This is a genomic window from Sorangium sp. So ce834, assembly GCF_051521425.1.
Lineage (GTDB): Bacteria > Myxococcota_A > Polyangia > Polyangiales > Polyangiaceae > Sorangium > Sorangium cellulosum_D.
On sequence record NZ_CP150351.1, the window covers coordinates 6357394 to 6382500 of the forward strand.

The 25107-nt window shown below is 72.7% G+C and carries 19 protein-coding genes, 1 tRNA gene and 2 rRNA genes; 8 read left to right on the plus strand and 14 right to left on the minus strand.

What is annotated here, in order from left to right; genetic code table 11:
- Positions 1 to 113 precede the first annotated feature (113 nt).
- Both WMF20_RS22985 and WMF20_RS22990 read right to left on the minus strand, forming a co-directional pair.
- Positions 114 to 186 (minus strand) — tRNA-Gly (locus WMF20_RS22985).
- 206 nt (positions 187 to 392) lie between these two features.
- Positions 393 to 935, minus strand: coding sequence for a hypothetical protein (locus WMF20_RS22990; protein WP_129576359.1), 543 nt, complete (start codon positions 933 to 935; stop codon positions 393 to 395).
- Positions 936 to 1122: 187 nt separating this feature from the next.
- On the opposite strand from WMF20_RS22990, the gene WMF20_RS22995 reads away from it, so the two are divergent.
- A complete protein-coding gene (locus WMF20_RS22995; protein WP_437616770.1) occupies positions 1123 to 1434 on the plus strand; it encodes a hypothetical protein in 312 nt (103 codons plus the stop codon).
- Between the two features lie 330 nt (positions 1435 to 1764).
- Here the strand turns inward: WMF20_RS22995 and WMF20_RS23000 are convergent, their stop codons facing one another.
- The 6 genes from WMF20_RS23000 to WMF20_RS23025 all read right to left on the minus strand — a co-directional run bounded on the left by WMF20_RS23000 (position 1765) and on the right by WMF20_RS23025 (position 8097).
- On the minus strand, positions 1765 to 2403 hold the full coding sequence (locus WMF20_RS23000; protein WP_437616771.1) for a sterol desaturase family protein: 639 nt from the start codon (positions 2401 to 2403) through the stop codon (positions 1765 to 1767).
- Positions 2404 to 2632: 229 nt separating this feature from the next.
- Complete coding sequence (locus tag WMF20_RS23005; protein WP_437616772.1) at positions 2633 to 3787, minus strand: iron-containing alcohol dehydrogenase; 1155 nt, start codon at positions 3785 to 3787, stop codon at positions 2633 to 2635.
- Positions 3784 to 5145 carry a glutamine synthetase family protein gene (locus WMF20_RS23010; RefSeq protein ID WP_437616773.1) on the minus strand — a complete coding sequence of 454 codons (1362 nt, stop codon included), beginning with the start codon at positions 5143 to 5145 and terminating at the stop codon, positions 3784 to 3786. Before WMF20_RS23010 ends, WMF20_RS23005 begins: the two co-directional genes overlap by 4 nt.
- A gap of 128 nt (positions 5146 to 5273) precedes the next feature.
- Positions 5274 to 5885: a hypothetical protein gene (locus tag WMF20_RS23015; RefSeq protein WP_437616774.1), complete on the minus strand. Its 612-nt coding sequence runs from the start codon at positions 5883 to 5885 to the stop codon at positions 5274 to 5276.
- The gene (locus WMF20_RS23020) at positions 5878 to 7662 is read right to left on the minus strand and encodes a serine/threonine protein kinase (protein ID WP_129576365.1); all 1785 of its coding nucleotides are present in this window, start codon (positions 7660 to 7662) and stop codon (positions 5878 to 5880) included. Before WMF20_RS23020 ends, WMF20_RS23015 begins: the two co-directional genes overlap by 8 nt.
- 207 nt (positions 7663 to 7869) lie before the next feature.
- Positions 7870 to 8097: a hypothetical protein gene (locus tag WMF20_RS23025; RefSeq protein ID WP_437616775.1), complete on the minus strand. Its 228-nt coding sequence runs from the start codon at positions 8095 to 8097 to the stop codon at positions 7870 to 7872.
- Between the two features lie 922 nt (positions 8098 to 9019).
- Between WMF20_RS23025 and WMF20_RS23030 the strand changes: the two genes are divergently transcribed.
- From WMF20_RS23030 to WMF20_RS23045, 4 genes are all read left to right on the plus strand, one after another.
- Positions 9020 to 9253, plus strand: coding sequence for a hypothetical protein (locus WMF20_RS23030; protein ID WP_437616776.1), 234 nt, complete (start codon positions 9020 to 9022; stop codon positions 9251 to 9253).
- A 324-nt stretch (positions 9254 to 9577) separates the two neighbouring features.
- The gene (locus WMF20_RS23035) at positions 9578 to 10837 is read left to right on the plus strand and encodes a prolyl oligopeptidase family serine peptidase (protein ID WP_437616777.1); all 1260 of its coding nucleotides are present in this window, start codon (positions 9578 to 9580) and stop codon (positions 10835 to 10837) included.
- Positions 10838 to 11157: 320 nt separating this feature from the next.
- The gene (locus tag WMF20_RS23040) at positions 11158 to 12759 is read left to right on the plus strand and encodes a hypothetical protein (RefSeq protein ID WP_129576370.1); all 1602 of its coding nucleotides are present in this window, start codon (positions 11158 to 11160) and stop codon (positions 12757 to 12759) included.
- A gap of 43 nt (positions 12760 to 12802) precedes the next feature.
- Positions 12803 to 13555: an ABC transporter ATP-binding protein gene (locus WMF20_RS23045; RefSeq protein ID WP_437616778.1), complete on the plus strand. Its 753-nt coding sequence runs from the start codon at positions 12803 to 12805 to the stop codon at positions 13553 to 13555.
- Between the two features lie 296 nt (positions 13556 to 13851).
- On the opposite strand, the gene WMF20_RS23050 is transcribed toward WMF20_RS23045, so the two are convergent.
- The gene (locus WMF20_RS23050; RefSeq protein ID WP_129576371.1) at positions 13852 to 14790 is read right to left on the minus strand and encodes a lysophospholipid acyltransferase family protein; all 939 of its coding nucleotides are present in this window, start codon (positions 14788 to 14790) and stop codon (positions 13852 to 13854) included.
- 65 nt (positions 14791 to 14855) lie between these two features.
- On the opposite strand from WMF20_RS23050, the gene WMF20_RS23055 reads away from it, so the two are divergent.
- Both WMF20_RS23055 and WMF20_RS23060 read left to right on the plus strand, forming a co-directional pair.
- The gene (locus WMF20_RS23055; RefSeq protein ID WP_165374140.1) at positions 14856 to 15005 is read left to right on the plus strand and encodes a hypothetical protein; all 150 of its coding nucleotides are present in this window, start codon (positions 14856 to 14858) and stop codon (positions 15003 to 15005) included.
- A gap of 152 nt (positions 15006 to 15157) precedes the next feature.
- The gene (locus WMF20_RS23060; protein WP_437616779.1) at positions 15158 to 15796 is read left to right on the plus strand and encodes a response regulator; all 639 of its coding nucleotides are present in this window, start codon (positions 15158 to 15160) and stop codon (positions 15794 to 15796) included.
- 74 nt (positions 15797 to 15870) lie between these two features.
- Here the strand turns inward: WMF20_RS23060 and WMF20_RS23065 are convergent, their stop codons facing one another.
- Positions 15871 to 16143: a hypothetical protein gene (locus WMF20_RS23065; RefSeq protein ID WP_437616780.1), complete on the minus strand. Its 273-nt coding sequence runs from the start codon at positions 16141 to 16143 to the stop codon at positions 15871 to 15873.
- A gap of 292 nt (positions 16144 to 16435) precedes the next feature.
- Positions 16436 to 17770 (minus strand): hypothetical protein, encoded by a 1335-nt coding sequence (locus WMF20_RS23070; RefSeq protein ID WP_437616781.1) that lies wholly within the window; start codon positions 17768 to 17770, stop codon positions 16436 to 16438.
- Positions 17771 to 18491: 721 nt separating this feature from the next.
- Between WMF20_RS23070 and WMF20_RS23075 the strand changes: the two genes are divergently transcribed.
- On the plus strand, positions 18492 to 18785 hold the full coding sequence (locus WMF20_RS23075) for a KGG domain-containing protein (protein ID WP_129576375.1): 294 nt from the start codon (positions 18492 to 18494) through the stop codon (positions 18783 to 18785).
- Positions 18786 to 18958: 173 nt separating this feature from the next.
- Here the strand turns inward: WMF20_RS23075 and WMF20_RS23080 are convergent, their stop codons facing one another.
- From WMF20_RS23080 to rrf (WMF20_RS23090), 3 genes are all read right to left on the minus strand, one after another.
- Positions 18959 to 23899 carry a DEAD/DEAH box helicase gene (locus WMF20_RS23080; RefSeq protein WP_437616782.1) on the minus strand — a complete coding sequence of 1647 codons (4941 nt, stop codon included), beginning with the start codon at positions 23897 to 23899 and terminating at the stop codon, positions 18959 to 18961.
- 668 nt (positions 23900 to 24567) lie between these two features.
- Positions 24568 to 24684: ribosomal RNA gene (rrf, locus tag WMF20_RS23085) — 5S ribosomal RNA — on the minus strand.
- Between the two features lie 212 nt (positions 24685 to 24896).
- A 5S ribosomal RNA gene (rrf, locus tag WMF20_RS23090) occupies positions 24897 to 25013 on the minus strand.
- Between the last annotated feature and the right edge of the window lie 94 nt (positions 25014 to 25107).

The window sequence follows — 25107 nt, forward strand, 5'->3', positions numbered from 1 at the left end:
GAGCTCAGCTCGAGGAGCCGTCTCGGGCAGCGCCGTTCGAAGAGGCGCTCATCGGGCCCGAGGCACCAACAGCAGGAGGACCGCCAGCGCAGGAGGGGGCCGGCAATCCTCGGAGCGGGACACGGGATTCGAACCCGCGACCCTCAGCTTGGGAAGCTGATGCTCTACCAACTGAGCTAGTCCCGCTTGAGGTGGAGGAAGCTTCTACCCAATCCCGAGCCGCAGAGCAACCCCCTTCATCTCTTTTCCGTCCCCGGATTCCTCCGCCGGTTCCGGCCCCGTGTTCCTCCGCCGGTTCCGGCCCAGTGTTCCGGCGGCTTCCGACCGGCGCCCGGCCATCCGGACCGGCGCCCGGCGCTCGGCCATCCGACCGGCGCCCGGTCGGCGGAGCGCTAGCGGCGCGCGCGCGCGCGGAGCGCGGGCACGCCGAGCACGTCGCCCGGCAGCGGCGAGCGCCTCCGCACGGCGCTGTTGCAGTCGCTGGTCGCCGCCTCGATCGCGCTCGTGATCTCGTCCGCGCCCGCGTCCGGCGGGATCCAGGGCAGCTGCTGCAGCGTCGGCCTGTCCGGCGGCAGCCACCGCAGGCTCCTCGTCACGAGCACGACCGGGTGGTCGCTGTCCACGAGCTCGCTCGCGAGCCGCGCGCCGCCGAGCGGCGCCGGCGGCAGATCGAGGCAGATCAGGCACGCATCGAACCGCTCGGTCGCCGACGCGAGCAGGGCGTCGTCGATCGACGACGCGTCCACGATCTCGACGTTCGCCAGGGTCGCCTCGATCGCGCGCGCCAGCGCGTCGCAGGTCGCGGCGCGGGCGTCGTGCGCGAGCAGGATCCTGAAGCTGCGCACCGAGCGCGGCCCGGGCCTGCACGCCTCGACGACCTGCAACCTCCCCGAAGCCGGCGTCGCGCGCTCACGAGGTGCACGTCGAACGGTCATGGACTCCCCTTCCTCAGTCACACCAGGGCAACCGTGCCCCAGGCTAACACCCCTTGAGCTCAAACTGACCAACCTTTATATGAGGACGCGCTCTTTCTCGGGCACGCCGCGCTGCGGCTCTCTCGAGCTCGCCGCGTCGCGGCATGCTGGCATCGACTACGGAAACATCTACGAAGGACGGTCATGCATGAGTCGGTTTCTCATCTCCACACCTTGCGAGTGCCAGGCAAGCCTCTCAGCCACCCTGGACGAGCACCGGCACGTCACCGCCGGGTGGGCCACCCGGGCTCCCCGCGGTCGGTCGGCCGGCGATGAAGCCGACAAGGAGCTCGCTCCGGCGCACAGCATCAATGCCCACCTCGACCGGTTCGACGTGGCGTGGTTGTGCCCGTACTGCGGGCGCAACACGCTCCGCACCTTCTATGCAGGCGCGATGAGGCGGCTGCCCGACGCGCCGCCTGCAGCAGGGCTCGCCCCCTCCGGCACGCCCGCGCCCTGAGGCGCCCGCGGCGCCGCGCTCCCCTCGTCCAGCCCACCGAACCGCCGCGCGCCCGAGGCGCCGCGCGCACGCCGCCGCGCCAACGTCGTTCGCCGCCCCCTCACGCAGCCGGCGAACGACGTCGACGCGGCCCCGCTCCCCCTCCCCTCCTCGCTCCCCTCCTCGACGCGCCCGCAGCTCAGCGCCGGGCTGCCGCGCCGCGTCCCTCGCAGAGTTGGAAGCGCACAGACGCAACCGAACCATGGCCCCTCAACCCGCCGCGCGCCGGGGCCATTCCCATCCGCGGACGATCCTCCACGGCGCGCACCGGTGCGCGCGCCGCCCTCCCGCTCAGCTGCCTTTTCCCGGCTGCGAGGTGCCCATCGTCCCGAAGACCCAGTCCCAGAGCGGCGACGACACGCCCCACCGCGCGTGTTCTCCCGTGTGGTGATGGACCATGTGATGCCGCTTGATCCACTTCCCCCAGCGCGAGCTCATGCGGAAGTGGTGAATGGCATAGTGGGTGCCGTCGTACACGAGGTACCCGAGGCCGAAGCCGATGAACAGCGGATCCGCGGGAACAGGGCCGAAGACGGCGCGGAACAGTATGTAAAAGACGGCGCCGAGGGGAATGCTGGCGCCGAGCGGCATCACCAGCCGGTCGGCGTCCTGCGGGAAGTCGTGGTGTACCCCGTGGAGAACGAAGTGCATCCGGCGCTGCCACAGGCGCGGACCGACGTAGTGGAACACGTAGCGGTGGAGGACGTACTCGGCGAACGTCCACAGGAACAGACCGACGAGCACGAGGCCGAGCCCGGACCAGAGGCCGACACCAAACCCGGCGGCGCGGACGCCCAGGTAGCCGAGGACGGGGAGCCAGAAGGCGAACGGCGTGATCGGGTGGATGCGCGAAAATCGCTCGATGAGCGGCGTCTCGAACATCTGGCAGGTCGCTGGACGCGCGGTGCGCTCGGTGGTGGTGGCCGTCATCGTGCACCCCTGCTACCTCATTTATCCATTGTCGGCCAGAGGTAGGCCGGCGCCCAGCGGACCGGCGGATGCCGGGAAATGGCCGTGCTCCCCGCCGCGATCGACGCGGGTCAGGGCGCCCCCTCCAGGCGGCGACGCGAGCGCGCCGCGCGCCCGACAGCCGAGCGATGCGCGCCGCGCGCCCCACGGCCGAGCGACGCGCCCGACAGACAGCCGCGCGTCGCGCGCGTCAGCCCGCGAAGGAGGCCTCGTAGAGATGGCGGAGATCGTTCCGCGAGCACGGGCGCGGGTTGCTCGTGTGGCACGCGTCCTGGGCGGCGAGATCGGCCAGCGCGTCGAGCTTGTCGCGCGAGACCCCCGCCTTCTCGAGGCCGGCCGCGAGCCCGATGCGGGCGCGCAGCGCGCGGATGGCCTCGGCGCACGCGGCCGCGTCCTCGGCGGCGCCGAGGAGCGCCGCGACGCGCGCGAGGCGCGGCGCCGCCGCGGCGACGTTGAACTCGACCACCGGCGGGAGGCAGAGGGCGTTGGCCAGGCCGTGGTGCAGCCCGCACTCGCTCGAGAGCGGGTGCGCGAGCGAGTGGCACGCGCCGAGCCCCTTCTGGAACGCGACGGCGCCCATCATCGCCGCCTTCATCATGCCGCCGCGCGCCTCGAGGTCGTCGCCGTGCGTCACCGCGCGCTCCAGGTGCGCGGCGGCGAGGCGGATGCCCTCGAGCGCGATGCCGTCGGCCATCGGGTGATCGCCCTTCGCGACGTACGCCTCGATGCAGTGGGTGAGCGCGTCGAAGCCCGTGGCCGCCGTCAGGAACGCCGGCATCGACCGCGTCATCACCGGGTCGAGCAGCGCGGCGTTCGCGAGCAGGTGCGGGGAGAAGATCACCGTCTTGCGGTGGTTCACGTCCAGCGTCACCACGCCCGAGCGGCCGACCTCGCTGCCGGTCCCGGCCGTCGTGGGGATCGCGAGCATCGGCGGGACGTTCGGCGTGATGAAGCGATCGCCGCCGGTGGCGTCGTCGTAGTCGACGAGCGGCCGATCGTGGTTCACGCCGAGGCGGACGAGCTTGCCGACGTCGAGCGGCGAGCCGCCCCCGAGCGCCACGACGAGATCGGCGCGCGCGTCGCGGAACGCGGCGACGCCGTCGTGCACGTTCTTCTCGATCGGGTTGCCGAGCACGTCGTCGAAGACGGCCACCTCGAGCCCCTCCTTCCGCAGCGAGGCCGCGACGGGCTCGAGCAGACCCGAGCGGACGACGCCCTTGTCCGTGACGATGAGGGCCCTCGCCGCCCCGAGCCGGCGCGCCTCGGCGCCCGTCTGCTCGACGACGCCGGCGCCGAAGAGGATGCGTGTAGGAAAGCTCCAAACCGTGAACTGGCTCATGATCACACCGCCTCGAAGTAGCGCTTCAGCTCCCAATCCGTGACCGCGCGCTCGTACTGCCGGACCTCCCAGTCGCGCGTCAGGACATAGTGGTCGACGAACCTCTCGCCGAGGATCTCGCGGGCCTTCTGGCTGCCCGCGAGCAGCCGCGTCGCCTCCGCGAGCGAGCGCGGCAGCGCGAGGCGCGACGACTCGGCGCTCGACGCGTCGCCCGAGGCCTGCGGGGGCGGCTCGACGCCGTGCTCGATGCCGTAGAGCCCCGCGCCGAGGCACGCGGCCATGGCGATGTACGGGTTGATGTCCGCGGCGGTCTGGCGGTACTCGACGCGCGCGCCGGGCGTGCCGAGGCCGATGAGGCGGATCGCCGCCGTGCGGTTCTCGACGCCCCAGCTGGCGGTGAGCGGCGCCCAGACGCCGGGCACGTACCGCTTGTACGCGTTGATCGTGGGCGAGTAGAGCGCCGTGAGCTCGGGCATGAGCGCGATCTGGCCGCCGACGTAGTGGCGCAGCGCGGCCGGGAGCCGGTCGGGCGCCGACGCGTCGTCGAAGAGGTTCTTGCCGTCCCGCCAGAGGCTCTGGTGCAGGTGGCCGCTCGAGCCGGGCAGGTCCGCGTTCCACTTCGCCATGAACGTGACCGAGAGGCCGTGCTCGTGGGCGATCTGCTTCATGGCGACCTTGAAGAGCGCGGCCTTGTCCGCGGCGCGGAGCGCGTCGTCGTAGCGGATCGCCGCCTCGTACACGCCCGGGCCGGTCTCGGTGTGCAGCCCCTCGATCTCGACGTCGAAGGCGCGCATCTGGTCGAGGATGGCGGCCATGAGCTGCTTGTTCTGCCCCTCGCGGACCCACGAGTACCCGAACATGCCGGGGCTCAGCGGCGTGAGGCCGGCGAAGCGCTTGTCGTGGAGCGAGCGCGGCGTCTCCTCGAAGAGGAAGAACTCGAACTCGCACGAGAGCTTCGCCGAGATCCCCATCCGCTCGCCCTTCGCGATCACGCTCCTGAGGAGCGAGCGCGGGCACGCGGGGTGCGGGGCGCCGCGCTCGTCGCGGAAGTCGGCGAGCATCGCGACGGTGTTCGGCTCCCACGGCAGGTCGCGCAGCGTGCTCGGGTCGAGGACCGCGTGCGCGTCCGGGTAGCCGGTGTGCCAGCCGGTGACCTTCGTGTTGTCGTAGAGGACGTCGGCGATGTCCCAGCCGAAGATGACGTCGCAGAAGCCGAAGCCGCTCCCGAGCGCGCTCTTCAGCTTCTCGAGGGAGACGTACTTCCCGCGGAGGAGGCCGTCGATGTCAAAGCCGCCGATCTTGGCGCGGGTGATGCCCCGCGCTTCCAGATCGGAGAGGAGCTTCTCGGAGGTCGAGGCGGTCATGGGCCGCGACGATAGCAGGGCTACGGGGCCGCTGGGCAAGCGCGCGCGCCGGCGTCCGGGCGACGCCCCCGCGCCATCTCCCGGACATGCGGTGGACGCGCGCGCGGCCTGCCCGCGCGCGCGGCCGCTCACTTCACCCGGACGCTCTGGATCGGGTAGCGCTCCGCGAGCGGCACGAGCACGCGCTCGACGAGCTCGCGGACGCGCGTGTAGCGCTGGTGGTTCGTCGCGGCCGGATTGCGCTTCGAGTCGACGACGCCGATGCGGATGTCCAGCGTGCGGGCGTCCTCGACGCCCCCGGTCACGAACGCGTCCGGGTGCACCTTGTCGAGCTCGACGTTGAGCTCCGCGGCGTCCGGGACGGCGCCAGCGAAGGTGACCTCCAGCGCCTCGCCCAGGCCGTTCAGCACGGCGTTGAGGTTCTCCACGGGGAACGGCTGGCGCGCGAGCCACGCGACGACCGCGCGCCGCGCGCCGCGCAGCGCCACGCTGACGGCGAGCGCGACCGCGATCGGCGCGAGCGCGAGGGCGCCGAGCGCGCGCGCCGCCGAGGGGCCCGCGTCGCGGCCGAGCGCCGCGAGGAACGCGAGCAGGAACACGCCCGAGGCGAGCGCCACGAGCGGCGGATCGGTGAGCACGCCAAAGCGCGAGGTCGACGCGTTCATGATCCGCGTGAAGCGGGCCGACACGCTCTCTTCGGCGCGCCGCTCCGCGGCGCTCCCGTGGGCCTGGTCAGGCATCGCCGGCGTCTCCGAGCATGCGCCAGAAGAACAGGCCGACGCCGAAGAGGAGCAGCACGCCGGCGACCCAGAACGAGCGCACCGGGCCGAAGCTCAGCACCTCTCCCGATCGCTTCATGATGAGGTCGGCGACCGTGACCACGCACGCGAACACGATGCACGCCACGGGCAGCGCGAGCTGCTGGAGGAGGCTCGGCCCGGCGGCGATCGGCTTCGGCTCCGGCGGGCGCGGCCGCGCGTCCGGGGCCGGCGGCCGCGCCGACGGCCGGTACCTCGCCGACGGCAGGTCCGACAGCGGGCGCACCGCGGCCGGCGCCAGCGACGTCGCGCGCGGCGTCGCGCCGAGCGCCACCTCCAGCGGCGGCGAGCTCTCCATCATCCCGCCGCCGCGCGCGTACAGGCCCGGCGGGGCGGTCTCCATCCCGCCGCCGCGCGGCAGCGCGCCCACGGGCGTCGTCTCCGCGAAGCCGGGGCGATCGTCCCTGAGGCCGCGGCCTCGCGCGCTCCCGGGCACGACGTCGGCGGCGAGCGCGCCCACGCCTCGGCCGCGCGCGCTCTGCGGCGCCTCGGGCAGATCCATCTCGAGCCCGGCCGAGTCCGAGGGCGGCGCCGGGCTCATGCTGCTCGCGGGCCCGTCCCGGCGGCCGCCGCGGGGCGAGCGCATCGAGGCGGGGGCCACGTCGAGATCGATCTCGAGCGACCCTGTGTCCCTGGGCGTGTCGAGCCAGACGTGCCCGGCGCGCTTGACCTGCGGGGCGGCGCGCATCGACGACGAGGGCGGCGGCGGGGTCGAGTACGCGTCCTCGAGCGCGGCGGCGCGCCCGAAGGTGGGCGCGAGCCCCATGGCCGCCTCCAGCTCGGTCCAGAAGGTCTCGATGTCCCTCGTGCGGTCGCGCGGGCTCACGGCGAGCGCGCGCTCGAACACCGCGTCGACCTCCGGCGGGATGTTCGCGCCCTCGGTCCGGGGCGTGGGCCGGCGCTTCACGTCGAGCGCGGTGCCCATCATGGCCTGCGCCTCGCCATCGATCACCTGCCGCCCGACGAGCGCCTCCGCCATGGTGAGCGCTAGACCCCAGACGTCGGTCCAGGTTCCCGTCTGCCCGAACCGCTTCGGCGCCCACTGCTCCGGCGCGCCGTACGCCGGGGAGAAGGCGTTGAGCGGGTCGCCGTTCGTGACCCGGCCGACGGCCTGCTCGGCCAGCGTCTTCGCCTGGGCGATGCCGTAGTCGAGGATCTTGAGGCGCTCGGTCCCCTCCTGGGTCGTGATGAAGATGTTCTCGGGCTTGAGGTCGCGGTGGATGATCGACACCGTGCCGCTCGGGCTCGGGAAGCGGTGCGCGCGCGAGATCGCCTGCGCGATGGGGCGCATCATCTTCATCAGCCGGTGGAGCGGGATCGGCGGCTCCCCCTTGAGCCTGCGCCGATCGATGACCTTGTCGAGCGACTCGCCCTCCAGCCACTCGAGGGCGAGGAAGGGGACGAACTCCCCGCGCTTGAGGTGCAGCACGTCGACGTGGAGCGGGCGGACGACCTCCGGGATGGAGGCGGAGAGCCGGAAGAGCAGCTGGGCTTCCTCGCGGAACTTCTCGAGGAAGAGCTGGCGCTCGCGCGGGGTCTTCGCCTCGGAGACCTTCAGGCATTTCAGGGCGACGGGCGCGCGAAAACCGCCATGAATCGCGCGGTACACCACGCCGAATCCCCCCTCCGCGACCACCTGCTCGACGTGGAAATTACCCGCCTGCGTGGTCCCGACGATGCCGAAGACGTCGTCCGCCATGCTCCCCTGAGCCATAGCGCACGGCGCCGCTGGACCGAAGGGCGAAACCGAATTTCGCTGTTCGATTGTGCCGATGCCGCAGCGGGACATCGGGATGCGCCGGGGTGGCCAGATGGGCGCGGGGGACGGAGAAGGGAGCGCGACCGGCTGTTCCGCGTGTTCCGCGTGACGGCTGGCGTCACCGCGGGCGCGGCCGGGGGCGCTGGGTCAGCTCCGGAGGTGCGAGGAGGCGTCGCGGTGGGCCTTGTCCTCTTCCTGGAGGATGGAGAAGACGAGCCCGGCGCCGATGATCGGCAGCAGCCAGACGAGCTGCGCTTGCCAGACCTTCTGCTTGGTCTCGTAGACGCGGCTTCGGAAGACGCGCACGGTGACGTAAATCTGGAAAGCGAGGACCGCCGCGATCGCGGCGCCGACGAGGATATCGAAGGGCGTCATGGGTGGACCGCGGACCAGCCTAGCCATGAAGCGCCCCCCCGCAACCCGGCGGCGTCCACGGACGCGATTTCGTCCGCGGCGGGCACGATGCCGACGCGGGTCGCGGGCGCGGATGGGTCTGACGGGTGGCCGTGGGCCGGCGTCGGTGAGGTCGAGAGGATCCTCGGCGCCCTGGTCTCGAGGACGAGCACACGGGCGGCGCCTGCTCGCCTGATCTCCGGGCAGGCCGCCCGGCGCACCCGGGTTGCGGGATGCGTGGTGCACGAGCGCCGGGAGGCTGCAGGCGGGCGCAGACCTCGTCGTCGAGCTGTCAGGATCGCCGCCCAGCGGCGACGCAAAGTAAGGCATCTTACTCGGATCGCCGCCTGGTGGCACCTCAAAGTAAGACATCTTACTCAAATCGCCACCCGGAGGCGCTTCGCCGCATTCCAACTCGCGCCGAGCGCCTCCCGGTGGCACCTTCGAGTAAGGCATCTTACTCGAATCGCCACCCGGAGGCGCTTCGCCGCATTCCAACTCGCGCCGAGCGCCTCCCGGTGGCACCTTCGAGTAAGATAACTTACGCCGATACGCCGCCAGGGGTCGCCTGCCGCATTCCAACTCGCGCCGAGCGCCTCCCGGTGGCACCTTCGAGTAAGACGACTTACATCGATACGCCGCCAGGGGCCGCCTGCCGCATTCCAACTCGCGCCGAGCGCCTCCCGGTGGCACTCGGGAGAAGGCAGACTACATCGCTCGGGCGCGGCTCACCCCATTCCAGCTCGCGCCGAACGGCGATGGCTCGCTTCCTGGCACAGTGTCGATACGTCATGGCCCCTGTGCTCGAGCAGGGTCGCAGGTTGAAGGCGAGCACGCGGACTCCGCGTATATGCCGTCACGACCGGAGAATGGACTTCGACGCTCGATGGCCCATCCTTCTGGAATGCAAGCACTGAAGCTCCAGGTCGTCGTGGACGACATCATCGTCAGCGCCCTGCCCGCCCTCTCGCCGTTCCGTGGGCAGCGAATCGAGCTCATCGCGCTTGGCGGGGCGCAGCCGCCGGCCGAGCTCGCGCCGATCGCAGGTGGGCTGCTCGGGCAGATCGAGATGAAAGACGATTTCGACGCTTCGCTCCCTGCCGACATCAGGCACGCATTCGAGGGAGACGAAGCTTGAAGTGGCAGCTCGACACGCACGTCGCGATCTGGCTCGCTTCCGACCCCGGATGATTGCGACCGGAGGTCATCGACGCAGTCCAGGACCCCGGAGTCAGAACCTGATCTCGGTCGCTCCGCGGCAGGAGCTCGCGATCGAGAACACCATCGGACGGCTCGTTGCGTGTCCGCGAGCGTGCGTGTGGAGATGCCCGTGAGCGTACGTGGCAGTCACCTGGGTCGGATGAGCCATGGCCGTATCCAGCGTAGCTCGGCTTGCACCCCGGATCGACCCGTCGAGCCACGCCGGGCTAGATCGGCACGGCAGCGGTACTACAGTGCGCCCGTGCCTCGACCTCGACCTGGCCCCCGCGCCCGGCGCACCTCGACGCCGGCCCCTCCTGGCCCCCGGCGCCTCCGCGCCGCGCTCGTCGCCGCGCTCGCCGGCGCCGCGGCGTGGCTCGCGGCGGCGTGCTCGGCGTGCTCCACGCCCTCCTCGAGCGTCGACGGCGGCGACCTGCTCGGCGTCTTCGAGCGGGACGCCGGCGCGGCCGCGGCCGACGGCGGGCAGCCGACGGCGGCGCGACAGGACGCCGGCGCCCGCGCGGCCGGCCCGGCGAACGCGGCCGCGGCGCCGCAGAAGCCGCCCGCGGCGAGGCCGCCCAGCGAAGGGAGCTGCGTCGCCGAGCAGGGGCGCCCGGGGCGAGAGCTCCGCAAGACCCTCGGCAGGCCGCCCTGCCGCGGCGCCCAGGTGCTGGAGACGCGCGACGCCGAGGGATCGCCCCGCTACGCCTGCGTGATCGCGCCGAGCGGCGTGGAGACGCGCGCGCCGCTGCCGCTCATCGTCTTCTTCCACGCCGACGGCGACAACCCGACGAGCGTCGACAAGGAGACCGGCCTCCGCAAGCTCGGCGCCACGTGGAACCTGACCGGCGACCCCGCCCACGCGGGCTTCATCGTGCTCGCCCCCCAGGGCCGCGCCTTCAAGACGCCGAGCCAGGCCGAGCGCGTGCGCGGCACCAAGATGTACACGCCTATCTCGCCGTTCGACGTCGAGTTCACCGGCGAGGAGAACGTCGACGTCGCGACCGTCGACGCCTTCGTCGACCAGCTGCTCGAGAAGAAGCTCGTGGACCGGCGGCGCATCTACGCGCTCGGCGCCTCCTACGGCGGCCACATGGCGGCGACATACGCCATGATGCGCGCGGACCGCGTCGCGGCGTTCGCCACCTTCGGCAGCGACGCGCCGCCCGCCGAGTGGGCGTGCCCCGGGCCCCCGCCGCCCGCGATGGCGATCTACCGCGCGTGCGACGACATGTTCTCGTGCGAGTCGGTCGAAAGATGGCTGCGCGCGCGCGACGCGGCCTCCGCGCAGACCGCGTTCCTGCGCCTCGACGAGGCCGGCAGGGACGAGCCCCATTGCGCGCTCAGGAACCGCTGCTCCGCCAAGAAGGGCGCCATCAACCACGCGCGCTGGCCGAAATCGCGCGAGGCCGATCTGCTCCGCTTCTTCGCGGGCCACGTCCTGGCGATCGGCGCGGACACCCCGACGGCCGAGACCGCCCCCCCGCGCCCCGCGACACAGACGGGCGCCGCCGGACGCTGACCGGCGGACGCGAACGCGCGCTGGCCGGCGCACCCGCACGCCGCTCGACGCAATCGCTCGCCGACTGGCGCAGCCGCGCGCCGCTCGACGCAAATGTTCGCTGACTGGCGCCGACTGGCGCAGCCGCGCGCTCAACGAATGCAAACGCGCGCTCAAGGACGCTGATCGGCGCAAAACCCGCACACTCGAACGCTGACGCCGTAAGCGCACGCTCTCACTGCTCATCCCACGTGCACGCCGGGCTTTTCCGCACGTCGACACTGCAACGTTGCGGTGCGGCGTTGAGCGGAGCCGGCGTGTTGTCGTAGTGTTGCTCCCCGATGTCTGCTCAGGTCCAGTCCATCCTCACCCCCTTGCCGGCCGGGATGTCCGTCCCCCCCGGCACGCTCCGCGCCGAGATGGAGTCGCGCCGCGCGACCGGTCGCCGCTTCGACGTCCGCGAGGCCATCGGCCTCGTCGTGCCGCTCTGCACGCAGCTCCACGAGCTGCACGCGCAGGGGCGGACCATGTTCGTTCACCCCTCGTCCCTCGGCTACGGCGCGGGCGGCGCGCTCCAGCTCATCGAGGAGCTCGCGCACACCGCGCCCCTCCTGCCGCGCGACCGCGCGTGCCTCGCGCCCGAGGAGCGCAAGGGCAGCGAGGGCGACGCGCGCGCGAGCGTCTTCGCGATCGGGGCCATCCTCTACGAGCTGCTCACGAACAGCAGCGTGGGGCCAGGGATGCGGCGCCCGGCCGACGTGGTCCCCGACCTGCCGCCCGCGCTGGAAACCGTGCTCGGCAAGTCGCTCGTCGCCGATCCGAGCCACCGCCCGGCGGACCTCGCCGCCCTCGCGCAGGCGCTCTATCAGATCGCCCCGGCCGCCTCGGAGCAGCCGCCGAGCGCCGATACGTCGCACCTCGACGGCGACGGCGACTTCGAGGTCGACATCAATCTCTCCATGATGCCGCCGAACGGCCACCCCGAGGAGCCGCGCGTCCCGTCCGCGCCGTCCCTGCCGAAGATCCAGGCGGTGACCGGGGACGGGCCGTTCGCGGTCGCGATCCCGGTCCACCAGCCGCCGCGCCTGCGCGGCGACGATCCGACGCGCAAGCTCGCGGATCTCAAGGCCGCGCTCGAGTCCGATCCGCGGCCGCGGTACGTCGTTATCAAGGACGGCATGGACCACGGGCCGTTCTCGTCCGTGGAGCTGCTCCAGCAGGTCGCGTCCGGCTCCTTCACGGGCGAGCAGGTGCTGCGCGACACGTTCTCCGGGGACGAGCGCGCGATCCAGGACTGGGAGGAGTTCGCGCCGTTCGCCGAGCAGGCGAAGCTGAACCGGGACATCGTCCAGGAGAAGCGCGCGCTCGACGCCGTGGTGACGGCCGAGAAGCAGGGCACGCAGTACAAGGCGCTGCTCGGGATGGCGCTGATGGGCGTGATCCTCGCCGCGGGCGCGGGCTGGTGGTACCGCGAGCGCAGCCACAAGGAGCGGGAGCTCGCCGTCCAGGGCGCGACCGACCGGGTCGCGATCGAGGTCGACGCGGGCCTCGGCAGCACGAAGGCGGCGCGCGCCGGCGGCGGGGCGCGGCCGAGCGGCGGCGGCAGCTACCCGACGCTCGGCGGCGGCATGAGCTGTGAGGCGGCGCAGGCGCGCTACGTCGAGGAGTACAAGCTGGGCAACAACGGCCCGGCCGATCTCACGGCGGGCGCCTACGGCAACGTGCTCAACCGCGGCACGTACCTGAACGCGTGCGGCGTGCCGTCGACGATGGAGGTGAGCGTCTGCGCCGCCGTGCAGAACGGCCGCGCGGTGGGCGTCACCGTCACGACCAGCCCGTCGAGCCCGGGCATGGCGTCGTGCATCGCCGGGCAGATCCGCGGGATGTCGTTCCCGTCCCATCCGCGGCTCGATGTGGCCCGGACGACGTTCTCCTCGAAGTAACCGGGGTAGGATGCGGGGGCGCACGCCCCCCTCCGCGGCGGCCGTGGCCACGCGACCGATGATCCAGATCGAGCAGCTGACGAAGAGCTTCGCGGGCATGCCCGTCCTCCGGGGCGTCGACCTCGACGTGCCCTCCGGCTGCCTGTACGGCCTCATCGGGCCGGGCGCGTCGGGCAAGAGCGTGCTGCTCAAGATGATCACCGGGCTCCTGCGGCCGGATCGCGGGCGCGTGATCGTCGACGGCAAGGACGTGCATGCGCTGAGCGAGCTGGAGCTGCAGACGTTCCGGCTCAAGTTCGGGATGCTGTTCCAGAACAACGCGCTGTTCGACTACATGACCGTGGGGGAGAACATCGCGTTCCCGCTGCGCCGGCTCTACGACCTGAGCGAGGAGGAGATCGAGGAGCGCGTCGCGGAGCGGCTCCGGGTGGTGTCGCTCGCGGGGTTCGAGGACCGGACGCCGGCGGGGCTGTCGGGCGGCCAGAAGAAGCGGGTCGGGGTGGCGCGGGCGACGATCGCGCGGGGGGAGATCGTCCTCTACGACGAGCCGGCGGCGGGGCTGGATCCGGTGACGTCGCAGCGGATCTTCGACCTGCTGCGCGCGGAGCAGCGGGCGATGAACGCGACGGTGGTGATGGTCTCGAGCGACCTCGATCGGCTGCTCACGGTCACGGACCGGGTGGGGATGCTGTACCGCGGGCGGCTCATCTTCGACGGCACCACCGAGGAGGCGAAGGCGAGCGATGATCCGCGGGTGCGGCAGTTCGTCCACGGGCTGACCGAGGGGCCGCTCTAGGGGTCGCCTGTCGCGCGGCGCGGAGGTCTTGCAGAGCTGCCCGGCCGCAAGAGAGACCGCAAGGGCGCAAGGGGCGCAAGGGAACAGAGATGGGATTATATTCTTCTCTTCCCCTCGCGTCCCTTGCGCCCCTGCGGTCCTCTTTCCATGAGCCGATTTTCGCAGGGTTTTAACGTGATCGGCGTTCTAGGCGTGCCAGCGTGGCTTTTACGATGATTGAAAGGGATCATCGACGCTGAGACGGACAAGCGGGGACGGGCTCGACGCCTCGCTTTGCACACCGCGCCTCGGGGGCTTCACCCCCCATCGCGCGGAGAGCCGCCCTCCGCCGGGGCGACGGGGCCGTCGCCGGTGAAGTGGAACCACTGCGTGGGGTGGGCCCGGACGAAGCGCTCCATCGCGGCCATCATCTCGGCCGCCGCGCGGTCCCGCTCCTCCTCGGTCGGACGGCGGGGAAGCCAGATCGGCGGGGACACGAGCGCCTCGTAGTCGAGGAAGCCCAGGCGGTGCGTGAACACCGGCAGGATCGGCGCGCCGCTCAGCGCGGCCAGCGCGATCGGCCCCTCGGGCGCGCGCCAGCGGGCGCCGAGGAAGGGGACCTCCCGGCTGCGCATCCCGGGCGGCACGCGATCGATCTGCATCGCGACGACGCCGCCGCGCTGCAGGTGCTTGAGCAGCGGCAACGCGTCCAGCGGCCCGTCGCCGATGTGCACCACCTGGACGCCATCGCGCTGTCGCGCCGCGTCCTGGATGGCGCGCGCCTCGGCGTCCCGTTCGCGCTGCATCGCCAGCATGACCCCCCCTGGGTGCACCACCCCCAGGATCTGACCGGCAATGTCCCAGCCACCCGTGTGCGCCGTGACGATGATGACACCCCGGCCAGCCGCAGCGCACGCGTGGTAATGCTCGACACCCCGGGAACGCCGCGCGACCGTGTAACCGCGGCCGCTCGCGAGCAGCAGCGCCTCGGTGATGCAGCTGCCGTAGGTGGCGAACACCGCGGCGCTGTCGAGCACGTCGGCGACGCGCGACCTCGGCCCGCGCACCCGGCGCAGGTTCTCCTCGACGCGACGGCGCAGCTCGGGGAGCGCGGCCGCGAAGAGCACGCCGAAGACCGGAGGGCTGTGGCGCACCCAGGGCTCCGGCCCGCGCGTGACGCCCGCGGTGAGGGCGCGACGCCAGAAGGCCGAGTCAGGTCGTAAACCGGAGAGGAGGGCGCCGCGCAGACCAGGCATGGGGCGGCCTATCTACCGCAAACATAACGGGCGAGGGAGAGGCATCGACCCGAAGCCGCACCGCCATGAATCGACCGGAGCAGCCCGCGTCGCGACCGACAGGGCCGCCCGGGGCTCGGCGCGACGCCGCGCTCCCGGACGAGGAGGCGAGCGCCGGTGCGCCCAGGCCCGATCGGACGACGTTCCAGGTGACATCGGCCGCCGCGCCCGATTGACATCCTCGCTCGTCCAAGGCGATTGCTCGACGAGCCACGCGCGGCTCCACAGAAACGAAATCGCGACTTCCAGGCGGCTCCTTACGTAGAAAACAGGTTCATGGAGCACAAAGCATTCTGTTACAAGGCCCTTTGGCAAGGGGGGCTTCGACATGAATATCCTGCTCGTCGATGACCAGAACGTCGTTCGGGAGGCGCTGGCGCACGCGCTCGCATCGCAGCCGGGGGTGAGCGAGGTCGTTCAAGCTGGAAGCGGGCAGGAGGCGCTCCGGGCGCAGCAGAGCCGCCGCTGTCAGGTGGCGGTCATCGAGCTCGGCCTCGCCGACCGCAGCGGCGTCGAGCTCATCCGGGAGCTCAAGAGCATCGGGGAGCTCCGCGTCATCGTGCTCTCGATGCATCGGGACGAGTTCCGGGTGGCCGAGGCCATGCGGGCCGGCGCCGACGGGTACCTGTCCAAGCAGAGCCGGCTCGCCGATCTGACGGAGGCGCTGCGCACCGTGGCCCGAGGGCGCACGGCCGTGTCGCCCGACGTGAGCGCGGCGATGGTGCGCGCGCTCCAGCGCCGCGACGCCGCCGCCCACGGAGACATGGTGGCCGCGCTGAGCGACCGCGAACGGCAGGTGCTCCGCCTGCTCGCGCTGGGCCGCTCGGCCAAGGAGGTCGCCGCGCAGCTCTCGATCAGCGTGAAGACGGTCGAGACCCACCGGGCGCGCCTCTGCGCGAAGGTGGCGACGCACAGCGTGGCCGACCTGACCCGCCTCGCGGTGCGATCCGGCCTCGTCGAGGCGTAGCCCCCGCCGAGGGCGAGCGCCCGGCGAGCGCCGGACGCCCGCTCACGGCCCACGCGGCGCGGCGGCCACCGCGGCTACGCCGCCGCGGTGGCGGCGCGCGGAGCGGGCCTGAGCGCCGGCAGCGTCTTGCCGATCAGCGCCGAGCCGATGGCGAACCCCGAGAGCGTGAGCCGCATGCGGAGCACGTCCACCATGCCCTGGCGATGGAGGACCGTCAGCGTGCCGCGGATATCCCTGCGGCGAACGCGCAGCTTCTCGACGAGCGTCTCGAGGGTCTCGACGCGTCCTTCGCGCTGGGCAACGGCAAGCGCCTGCAGGAGAGTTGCGGCTAAAATTTTCTTGTCCATGAGAGCACCCTAAGAAGCGTCCCCATGGAGTGCCCAATTTTTGGTGACGATTTCTGATGCTGAAATGTCGCTCGCCCGTTGGAGGACGGGCCCTCCGTACTCTGCTCATCCTGCGCCCGATACCCACTTACGTGCCCTCAGGGAACGCCTGGCCACGATGTGTTCAGACGGCCGCCATGGCGGGCGCGCCTCGCAGGAAAGACGCTCTCGACGCGCGCGGACGGTCGCGCTCGCGGGGCGCTGGACCGGCAGCCGCGGAGGCGGCGAGCCGCCGCGGCGCGGCGGAGGACGGTTACAGCTTGCCCCGCGTGTAGGCCCGCTGGAGCGTCAGCTTGGGGGGACCGGACGAGAGCTCGAACGCCTCCGGGCGGCCGTCCGGCGCGAGGCTGCCCACGAGGCGCATGGGGCCGAGCGAAACCGTGACCGAGCCCGACGCGTCGCGGGCGTACTGGACGTCGACGGGCTTGGTCGGATCGATGGAGGGCGCGTACTCCTGCTGCTTGAGGTCGAACGCCCCCTTCTTCTTGAGGAGCCGGGAGAGCTCGGAGGCGGTGGCGACCGGCGAGGCGAGCCACGCCTTGGCCGAGGGGGTGAACGTCCCCTGGACCTTCTTGCCCTCGACCTCTCCCGAGTACTCGTACTGATAGTTCGTCTTCTGCGACAGCTCGATCCGGTGGTTCACCTTGCCGGTCGACGACTCGACCCAGACACCTCCCTTGACCCGGCCCTGGGCGTCGATGAGCACGTTCGAGGCGTCGTCCTCGATCTCCAGGGACTTCGGGTCTCGCGGCAGGAGGGTGGTCGAGCGCGAGAGCCATCGGCGCTGGCCGCCCTCCTCCTTGAACAGGTCGCTCGTCTCGAAGCCGACAGGGGCCTTGTCGATGCGAAGGATCAACGTGTCCGTGTACTCGGATTTCGGCGCGGCGCTCTTCGCGTCGAAGGAGTCGAAGAGCCCCTTGGCGAGCCGCTCGAACGTGCGGACGTACCCGACCTCGTCGTGCAGGCAGGCGATGGGGTGCGCCCTGTCCGCGTGCAGCGCGATCTTGAGCAGGCCGGCCGCCTTCCCGGCGGGGGTGGGGGCGAGATAGAGGGCCTGCACGAACACCGCGGGGCTCTCCCGGTGCACGCTGACCTCCCAGGGCACGACGCGGGAGACCTCCACCTTGGCGGGGTCGAGGAGCTCGATGAAATTCCTTATCACCTCTCCCGAGTCGAGCATCGTGTTGTAGACGAAGCACTCGACAGCGCTGTCCGTGCCGAGGGGGATGGTGATGGCGACGAGCTTCTCCTTCGGCTCGACCTTCGGCTCCCCTGCCCCGAACGCGCGCGCCGACCAGTCCGCGGCGCGGACCTCGCGGACAGGGAGGTCGCCGGCCTCGCGGGCGAGCGCCTTCTCGAGATTGAAAGGCTCCTGCGCCGCGGGCGCGGGGCTCGGCGCAGGCGCCTCCGCGGGCGCCGCGCCGGTGGACCCGCCGCACCCGGCGAGGAGCGAGAGGGGCAGCGCGAGGAGCCCCGCGCCGCGCGCTGCTCCCGGAGCACGGCCGCGCGCGCGGCGGGGCGAGGATGTCGTCGTCGGTGAGATGAGCCGGCCGTCGTCGAGCCGAGCCCCCCGGATCGGAAGCGCCATCGTGAGGATCTCCTGCACGCCACCACGGCTGCCGGCGACGACCCTCCGCGGGCCGCAGGCACCGAAATGATGATGCAGCGCAACAGAAGCGGCAGCGGCCCCGCGATGTCAAGACGCGACGCACCAGCGCCGCCTCCCGCCTCCCGCGACACCCACGTGTCAAGGACCTTCGTGGCCGAGCGACAGAGAACAATATCGATAAAAATAAACATCATCATAAGAATCCATCGCCGGAAGCGCGCGCGCCGGTGAGGCGCTCGAACGCGCTGGATTTCTCGTTCTCGTCGCCGGCGTGCTCGGGAGATGCCCTAAGCAAGCACGGCGCTCCCTGGAGATCCCGTGGCGGCGATAGGTGTCTCGCGGCTCGTCCCGATGCGCCGATACAGCCCATCAAAGAATTGCAATGAGAAAATCAGAATACGCGGCGCGTCATTCGGAGGGGCGCGGCGGCTGAGCCCGCACCGGTTGGGGCGCCTAAGCACGTCCGCACGCACAGTGAGGCAGTTTGCCGCATCGCCCCGTCGATGGATGCGCGTGCTGGCTGGGTGGTCATCAGTTGTCCGGCCTCGACGCATCGTCGGTTTCGTCCGAGCGCTCGCGCATGGCACCCGCGTTGCAGCGCCGTCCAGCGTGGCCGGCAACGCCGGTGCGATGTGGCTACGCAGCAGGTAGTCACGGTCGTCGAGTGACGTTCACGTTGCAATCAATGCGAGGAGTGATCATGGGACAGAGCACCGAGACCAAGCGTGGCTTCGCGGCGATGAACGCGGAGCAACAGCGCCTGATCGCGAGCCAGGGCGGCAAGGCGGCGCATGAGAAGGGCACCGCGCACGAGTTCACGTCCGAGGAGGCGCGCGCAGCGGGCCGCAAGGGCGGCGAGGCCGTGAGCCAGAACCGCGAGCACATGGCCGAGATCGGGCGCAAGGGCGCCGAGGCGCGCAGCCAGGGGAACGGGAACCGGAGGAACCGCGCCGCGAGCCAGATGAAGGCCGACGAGCAGCCGCAGCAGGGCTGAGCCGTCCCAGCGCGCCGCTCGAGATCCCTCCAGCGCCGCAGGACCACGAAGAGCCGCCGAGGAACCACGAAGGGTCCGTCCCTTCCCGGTTGCTCGGCGGTCCTTTTTGGCAGTCACGCCCGGCGGACGGCGCGCGCGGCGGACAGCGCGCGCGCCGTCGATGCGCGCGGCCGTCACTCGAGGCCGTCGTCGATCCCCGCGCCGTCATCGAACATCGCAGGGTCGTCGTCGTCGAGGTCGAGGTCGCCGTCGTCCAGCGCGCCGCCGTCGGCCGCGCGCGCGCCGGCCTCGGCCGCGCCGGCGGGCGCCATCCGCCAGCCGCCGGCCCGAGGCCCGGCCGGCCACGAGCGCAGCCCGGGCGGCGGCTTGAAGCCGTCGACCTCGTCCTCGGGCGCGTCGAGCCCCGCCGCCGCCGCGCGGCGGGCCCAGTCGGGCGCGTTCGCGGGCGCCTGCCGCGGCCGCCACGGACCGCGCTCGGCCGTGGGCGCGCGCTTGAGGTAGCCGTGCGACCCGGAGGTGAAGCCCACCCCGGCCAGCGCGCGCGAAAGCGGGGAGCTGTGCGCCGGCTCGCCGTCGATCGTGGCCACGAGCACCGCGCGCCGCCGCCCCTCGGCGACGAGCCCCGCGAGCGCCGATGCGATGGCCTGGATCGCCGCGCCGCGCTCCGGCTCGGCCTCGGGCAGGAAGGTGGTGAGGCTCCGCTCGGTGCGGCCCATCCACGCGAGCAGCCGGCCGTCGTGGAGGATCACGAGGGCGCCGGCGGCCCGCTGCGGGCGCACCGGGCCGCGGGCCGCGCCCTCGGGCGCGCCGCCCTCGCGCGCGGCGAGCTCGGGCCAGCGGACGGCGGCGCCCCAGGGGCTCGCCGGATCCGTCGCCGCGAGGACGAGCGTCCGCGGCTCGTCGGACGGCTCGCGGCAGGCCCGGAGCCGATCGTCGGCCCCGGGCACCGCGAACTGCGCGGCGCCCAGCCCGGCGATGAAGTAGCCGCGCCGCGCCTGACCGGCCTCCTCCATCGCGCGGAGCACGTCGTACACGGCCGAGAAGCCGCCCGCGAGCCCCTCGACCGCCGCCGCCTCGCGCGTGAGCACGCCGTGGCGCTCGAGCAGCGCGCGGGCGAGCGCGGCGCGGCGCTCGGTCTCGCCGGGGGCGCCGGACGGGCCGGCGGGCGCGCCGGGTGCGCCGGCCGGCGCGCCGGCGCCAGCGGGAGCGCCGGGGAACGACAGCAGCGACCAGCGGCCTTCGCTGCCCGGCGGGCCGATGCGGCGCGCCCGCAGGCCGGAGAGGCCGCGGCCCGGCGCGGGGCGGTCGCGGTCGCGGCGCCGGCCGCTCGAGCGGGACTCGCGGCCGAGGGCGCGCAGCGGGGCGAGCGTGTCGTTCGTGACCTCGCCGGCCCACACGAGATCCCAGAGCGCCGCGAGCAGATCGGCGCCGAAGGCGCCGGTCTCGCGCGAGAGATCGGAGAAGAAGAGCGCGCCGCGGCGGGCGAGCGCGGCGCGGATGCCCTCGGCCAGCGGCCCCTCGGCGCGGCCGGGCGGCGGGGCGAGGTACGGGTAGGCCTCGGCGAGGTAGAGCGCGACGCGGCCGTCGCCGTCGCCGACCGGCTCGACGCCGCGCCAGAGCACCTCGCCGGCCGCGCAGAGCGCGTCGAGATCGCCGGGGCGGTAGCCCTCGACGCGGGCGGGCAGGATCTCGGCCTCGAGGGCGGAGGCCGAGAGCGGCGCGCCCTGGAGCTGCTCGAGCGCCGCGAGCAGGCCGTCGAGGCCCCGGCGGCGGCGGTGCAGGCCGTGCCAGTCGGCGAGGAAGCGCGCGTAGGCCTCGGGCGGGACCGGCTCGACCTCGGCGCGCAGCCGCGCGAGCGAGCGGCGCTTCAGCGAGCGCAGCACCTCCGCGTCGCAGAACTCCCGGCCGCGGCCGCCGGGGAGGAACTCGCCCTCGATCACGCGGCCCCGGTCCGCGAGCCGCGCGAGCGCGGCCAGGACCGGCGCGGGCCCGAGGCCGAAGCGCCGGGCCACGTCGTCCGCGCGGAAGGGGCCGTGCGTGCGCGCGTAGCGGGCGACGAGCTCGCCGAGCGGGTCGGCGGCCGGCTCGAGGAACGCGATCGGGAGGCCGGGCGGCGGCACCACGCCGAGCGCGTCGCGCAGCCGGCCCGCGTCCTCGGCGGCGGCGACGCGGCGCTCGCCGCCGAGCTGGACCTCGATGGCGCGCCGGTCGCGGAGGAGCTCGTCGATCCAGGCGGCGGCGCGCTCGCCGGCCGCCTCGGGCGGGACGTCGGGGCCCGCCGCGCGCCGGGCGATCTCGTCGCGCGTGAGATCGCCGAGCGAGAGCAGGAGATCGTGCGCCTGGTCCTCGTGCTTGAGCGGCGCGCGGCCGTCGAGGCGCTGGAGCGACGCCTCGAGGGCGAGCACGGCGTCGGCGTCGAACAGCTCGCGCAGCTCGGCCTCGCCGAGCAGCTCGCGCAGGCGGGCGTGGTCGATGGCGAGCACCTGCGCCCGCCGCTCGGCGAGCGGCAGGTCGCCCTCGTAGATGAAGTTGCCGGCGTAGGCGAAGAGCAGCGTGGCCGCGAACGGCGAGGGCGCGCGGACGTCGACCGTGACGACGCGGACCTTGCGCGCGGCGATCTGGCGCAGGAGGTCCTCGAGCGAGGTGAGGTCGAAGACGTCGCGCAGACACTCCCGGTAGGTCTCGAGCAGGATGGGGAACGAGCCGTAGCGCGACGCGACGGCGAGCAGGTCCGCGGCGCGCTTGCGCTGGGCCCAGAGCGGCGAGCGCTTGCCGGGGAACTTGCGCGGCAGGAGCAGCGCCCGGCCGGCGCACTCGCGGAAGCGCGAGGCGAAGAGGGCGGTGTCGCCGAGGCCGCGGACGAGCAGGTCCTCGACCTCGTCGGCCTGCGGCAGGAGCTGCTTCGCGTCGGGGGGCGACTCGGACTCGGGCAGCCGGAGGACGATGCCGTCGTCGGTCCACACGGTGTCGACGGCGAGGCCGAGCTCGAGGCGGCATTTCTCGGCGATGCACGTCGACAGCGGGGCGTGCACGCGGCCGCCGAACGGCGAGAGGAGGCAGATGCGGTAGTCGCCGACCTCGTCGACGAACCGCTCCAGGACGATGGCGCGGTCGCTCGGGACCTCGCCCGTGGCCGCGGCCTGGTCGCGCACGTACCGGACGAGGTTCCGCGCGGCGCGCTCGTCGAGGCCGTGCTCGCCTTCGAGCGCGCGCTCGGCGTCGCCGTCGGGCAGCGAGGCGAGGCGGCGGGCGAGGGCGCCGATGGAGGCGCCGAGCTCGGCGTTGCGCCCGGCCTGGTCGCCGCGCCAGAACGGCATCTTGCCCGGCTCGCCCGGCGCGGGGACGACGAGGACGCGGTCGTGGGTGATGTCGGTGATGCGCCACGAGGAGGCGCCGAGGAGGAAGACCTCGCCCTCGCGGGCCTCGAAGACCATCTCCTCGTCGAGCTCGCCGACGCGCCGGCCGGGCCGCGCCGCGTCGCCGCCGGCGTCGAGGAAGACGCCGTAGAGGCCGCGGTCGGGGATGGTGCCGGCGTTGACGACGGCGAGGCGCTTCGCGCCCTTGCGGGCGCGCACGGCGCCGCCCACGCGGTCCCAGACGACGCGGGGCCGGAGCTCGGCGAACTCGTCGGACGGGTAGCGGCCGGAGAGCATGTCAAGCACGCCCTCGAAGCTCGCGCGGGGCAGGTCGGCGAAGGGCGCGGCCCTGCGCACGAGCGAGAAGAGCGCGTCGACGTGGAGGGTGTCCATCGAGACGATGGCGACGATCTGCTGGGCGAGGACGTCGAGCGGGTTCCTCGGGTAGAGGGTCGCCTCGACCTTGCCTTCGCGCATGCGGGAGGCGGCCGCGGCGCACGCGAGCAGGTCGCCGCGGTGCTTGGGGAAGACGACGCCGCGCGACGTGCCGCCGACCTCGTGCCCGGCGCGGCCGACGCGCTGGAGCCCGGCGGCGACCGAGGGCGGCGCCTCGAGCTGGATGACGAGGTCGACGGCGCCGAGGTCGAGGCCGAGCTCGAGCGACGAGGTCGCGACGATGCACGGCAGGAGGCCGGCCTTGAGCCGCTCCTCGATCTGCTGGCGCTGCTCGCGGGCGATCGAGCCGTGGTGGGCGAGCGCGATCTCGGCGCCCGCGGTGTCGTTGAGGGCCGCGGCGAGGCGCTCGGCGAGGCGCCGGCTGTTCACGAAGATCATCGTGGTGCGGTGGGCGCGGACGAGCTCGACGAGGCGCGGGTGGATGCTCGGCCAGATCGAGCGCTGCGCCGGCTCGGCCGGGCCCTTGAGCGGGCCCTCGCCGGCGCGGGCGGCCTCGGCGAGCTTGGTCATGTCCTCGACGGGCACCTCGATGCGGAGCTCCAGCGCCTTGGGGGCGCTCGCGTCGACGATGGTCACCGGCCGCGGCGCGAAGCGCGCGCCCGCGCCGGCGCCGTCGATCTCGCCGCCGCCGAGCAGCCGCGCGACCTCGTCGAGCGGGCGCTGCGTGGCGGAGAGCCCGATGCGCTGCATCGGCGCGGGCGCCGAGCGGAGCGCCTCGAGCCGCTCGAGGGACAGGGCCAGGTGCGCACCGCGCTTCGTGGCGACGAGCGCGTGGATCTCGTCGATGATGACGGTCTCGACGGCGCGCAGGCGATCGCGCGCGTTGGCGGTGAGGAGGAGGTAGAGCGACTCCGGGGTGGTGATGAGGATGTCCGGCGGCTTCTTGGCGAGCCGGGCGCGGTCTTCGGGCGCGGTGTCGCCGGAGCGCACGCCGACCTGGGGGACCCGGTACGGCAGGCCGAGGCGCTCGGCGGCGGCGGCGATGCCGGCGAGCGGCGCGCGCAGGTTTCGTTCGACGTCGATGGCGAGCGCCTTGAGGGGCGAGACGTAGACGACGCGGCAGCGCTCGGCGGCATCCGGCTCGGGCGAGGCCATGAGCCGGTCGATGGCGGCGAGGAAGGCGGCGAGCGTCTTGCCGGAGCCGGTCGGGGCGAGCAGCAAGGTGGAGGCGCCGTCGAGGATCGGGGGGAAGCCCTGGGCCTGGGCGGGGGTGGGCGCGGAGAACGCTCCACGGAACCACGCCTGGGTGGCGGGGTGGAAGCGAGCGAGCGGATCGGGCGTGGGAGAGCGTTTCTTGGCCATCGGCGGCGTTGCGCGGCGCGTGAAGCCAGCTGGCAGCTGGGCGCGGCGCGTCGTCGCGCCTGCTTCATGCGGCCCCTTGTTGAGGGGGCGGCTGCGGGCGATGCAAGAGCCATCCCTCACGGGGGGACATGGCGCAACCGCTCGCTCGGGACCGGTCAGCGAGGCGGAAGGCCGCGGGCGCATTGCCGCGGAGGCCGCCATCCTGTCGGGGAGAGAGGTGCTTCCGAGCGGCACGCGCCGGCGGGTGGGGCCACACGGCGGGGGCGGGCGGGCGCTGGCCATCCGACGAGACCGGGGCGTGGGAGCTTACGCAGGGAACACCACCCGGCATGTCTCCCTTCGGGCCATGCCCCCTGGGACGTCACGTCGCGCGCCACACAAGGCGCGCCTGAGACCTCGAGCCCCCTGGGACCTTATGGCACCTCGGTCGGTGCTCAGCGCGCCCGCCCGCCCCCGCCGTGTGGCCCCACCCGCCGGCGCTCACCGCATGGAGCTGTGGGTGGGGTTCAGACGACCCCCGGCCGCTTGGATGGATGTCGGGCCCCGTGGACGGAGCTGACCGGGCGGCGGGGAACGGGAAGCGCGAGGGACGGGCCGCGCTTGAGCCAAATCACAAAGCACAAAAAAAAACCTGCGCACGGTTTGCACCGTGCGCAGGTTCAAAGAAACCCCGGCGGCGTCCTACTCTCCCACCAGGTTGCCCTGGCAGTACCATCGGCTCCAAGAAGCTTAACTTCCGAGTTCGGTATGGGATCGGGTGTGACCTTCTCGATATCACCACCGGAAACTTGTGGCGCGTCCGCCCCGTGGGGTGGACGCTCGGCGGAGCCCGCACTTCGCGGCGCTCCAATCCGGGCCAATCTTGGCGCGATGCTCGCGCGCCCGCGTTCCGGGCGCGGCGTGCTCGCTGCTTGCCGCGGGAACAGCTCGTGCTGTAGACCCGTGGCAACAAGGGGCCTGCGCGCGACAAAGCCGGCACGCAGGCTCATAAAAAAAATCCCGGCGGCGTCCTACTCTCCCACCAGGTTGCCCTGGCAGTACCATCGGCTCCAAGAAGCTTAACTTCCGAGTTCGGTATGGGATCGGGTGTGACCTTCTCGATATCACCACCGGAAACTTGTGGGTGCGTCCAATCGGAACCCTGCGGAGCCCGCTTTCGCGACGCTCTACTCTTTTACGCAGGGCCAGCTGTGTCACGCTGCTCGTCA

What these genes read in the sequence shown, in the direction of transcription:
- WMF20_RS23040 (WP_129576370.1), top strand. Translation starts at nt 11,158, where the DNA reads ATGTCTGCTCAGGTCCAGTCCATCCTCACCCCCTTGCCGGCCGGGATG.
- WMF20_RS23000 (WP_437616771.1), bottom strand. Translation starts at nt 2,403, where the DNA reads ATGACGGCCACCACCACCGAGCGCACCGCGCGTCCAGCGACCTGCCAG.
- WMF20_RS23075 (WP_129576375.1), top strand. Translation starts at nt 18,492, where the DNA reads ATGGGACAGAGCACCGAGACCAAGCGTGGCTTCGCGGCGATGAACGCG.
- WMF20_RS23070 (WP_437616781.1), bottom strand. Translation starts at nt 17,770, where the DNA reads ATGGCGCTTCCGATCCGGGGGGCTCGGCTCGACGACGGCCGGCTCATC.
- WMF20_RS23050 (WP_129576371.1), bottom strand. Translation starts at nt 14,790, where the DNA reads ATGCCTGGTCTGCGCGGCGCCCTCCTCTCCGGTTTACGACCTGACTCG.
- WMF20_RS23020 (WP_129576365.1), bottom strand. Translation starts at nt 7,662, where the DNA reads ATGGCGGACGACGTCTTCGGCATCGTCGGGACCACGCAGGCGGGTAAT.
- WMF20_RS23015 (WP_437616774.1), bottom strand. Translation starts at nt 5,885, where the DNA reads ATGCCTGACCAGGCCCACGGGAGCGCCGCGGAGCGGCGCGCCGAAGAG.
- WMF20_RS23060 (WP_437616779.1), top strand. Translation starts at nt 15,158, where the DNA reads ATGAATATCCTGCTCGTCGATGACCAGAACGTCGTTCGGGAGGCGCTG.
- WMF20_RS23010 (WP_437616773.1), bottom strand. Translation starts at nt 5,145, where the DNA reads ATGACCGCCTCGACCTCCGAGAAGCTCCTCTCCGATCTGGAAGCGCGG.
- WMF20_RS22990 (WP_129576359.1), bottom strand. Translation starts at nt 935, where the DNA reads ATGACCGTTCGACGTGCACCTCGTGAGCGCGCGACGCCGGCTTCGGGG.
- WMF20_RS22995 (WP_437616770.1), top strand. Translation starts at nt 1,123, where the DNA reads ATGAGTCGGTTTCTCATCTCCACACCTTGCGAGTGCCAGGCAAGCCTC.
- WMF20_RS23030 (WP_437616776.1), top strand. Translation starts at nt 9,020, where the DNA reads ATGCAAGCACTGAAGCTCCAGGTCGTCGTGGACGACATCATCGTCAGC.
- WMF20_RS23025 (WP_437616775.1), bottom strand. Translation starts at nt 8,097, where the DNA reads ATGACGCCCTTCGATATCCTCGTCGGCGCCGCGATCGCGGCGGTCCTC.
- WMF20_RS23080 (WP_437616782.1), bottom strand. Translation starts at nt 23,899, where the DNA reads ATGGCCAAGAAACGCTCTCCCACGCCCGATCCGCTCGCTCGCTTCCAC.
- WMF20_RS23055 (WP_165374140.1), top strand. Translation starts at nt 14,856, where the DNA reads ATGAATCGACCGGAGCAGCCCGCGTCGCGACCGACAGGGCCGCCCGGG.
- WMF20_RS23065 (WP_437616780.1), bottom strand. Translation starts at nt 16,143, where the DNA reads ATGGACAAGAAAATTTTAGCCGCAACTCTCCTGCAGGCGCTTGCCGTT.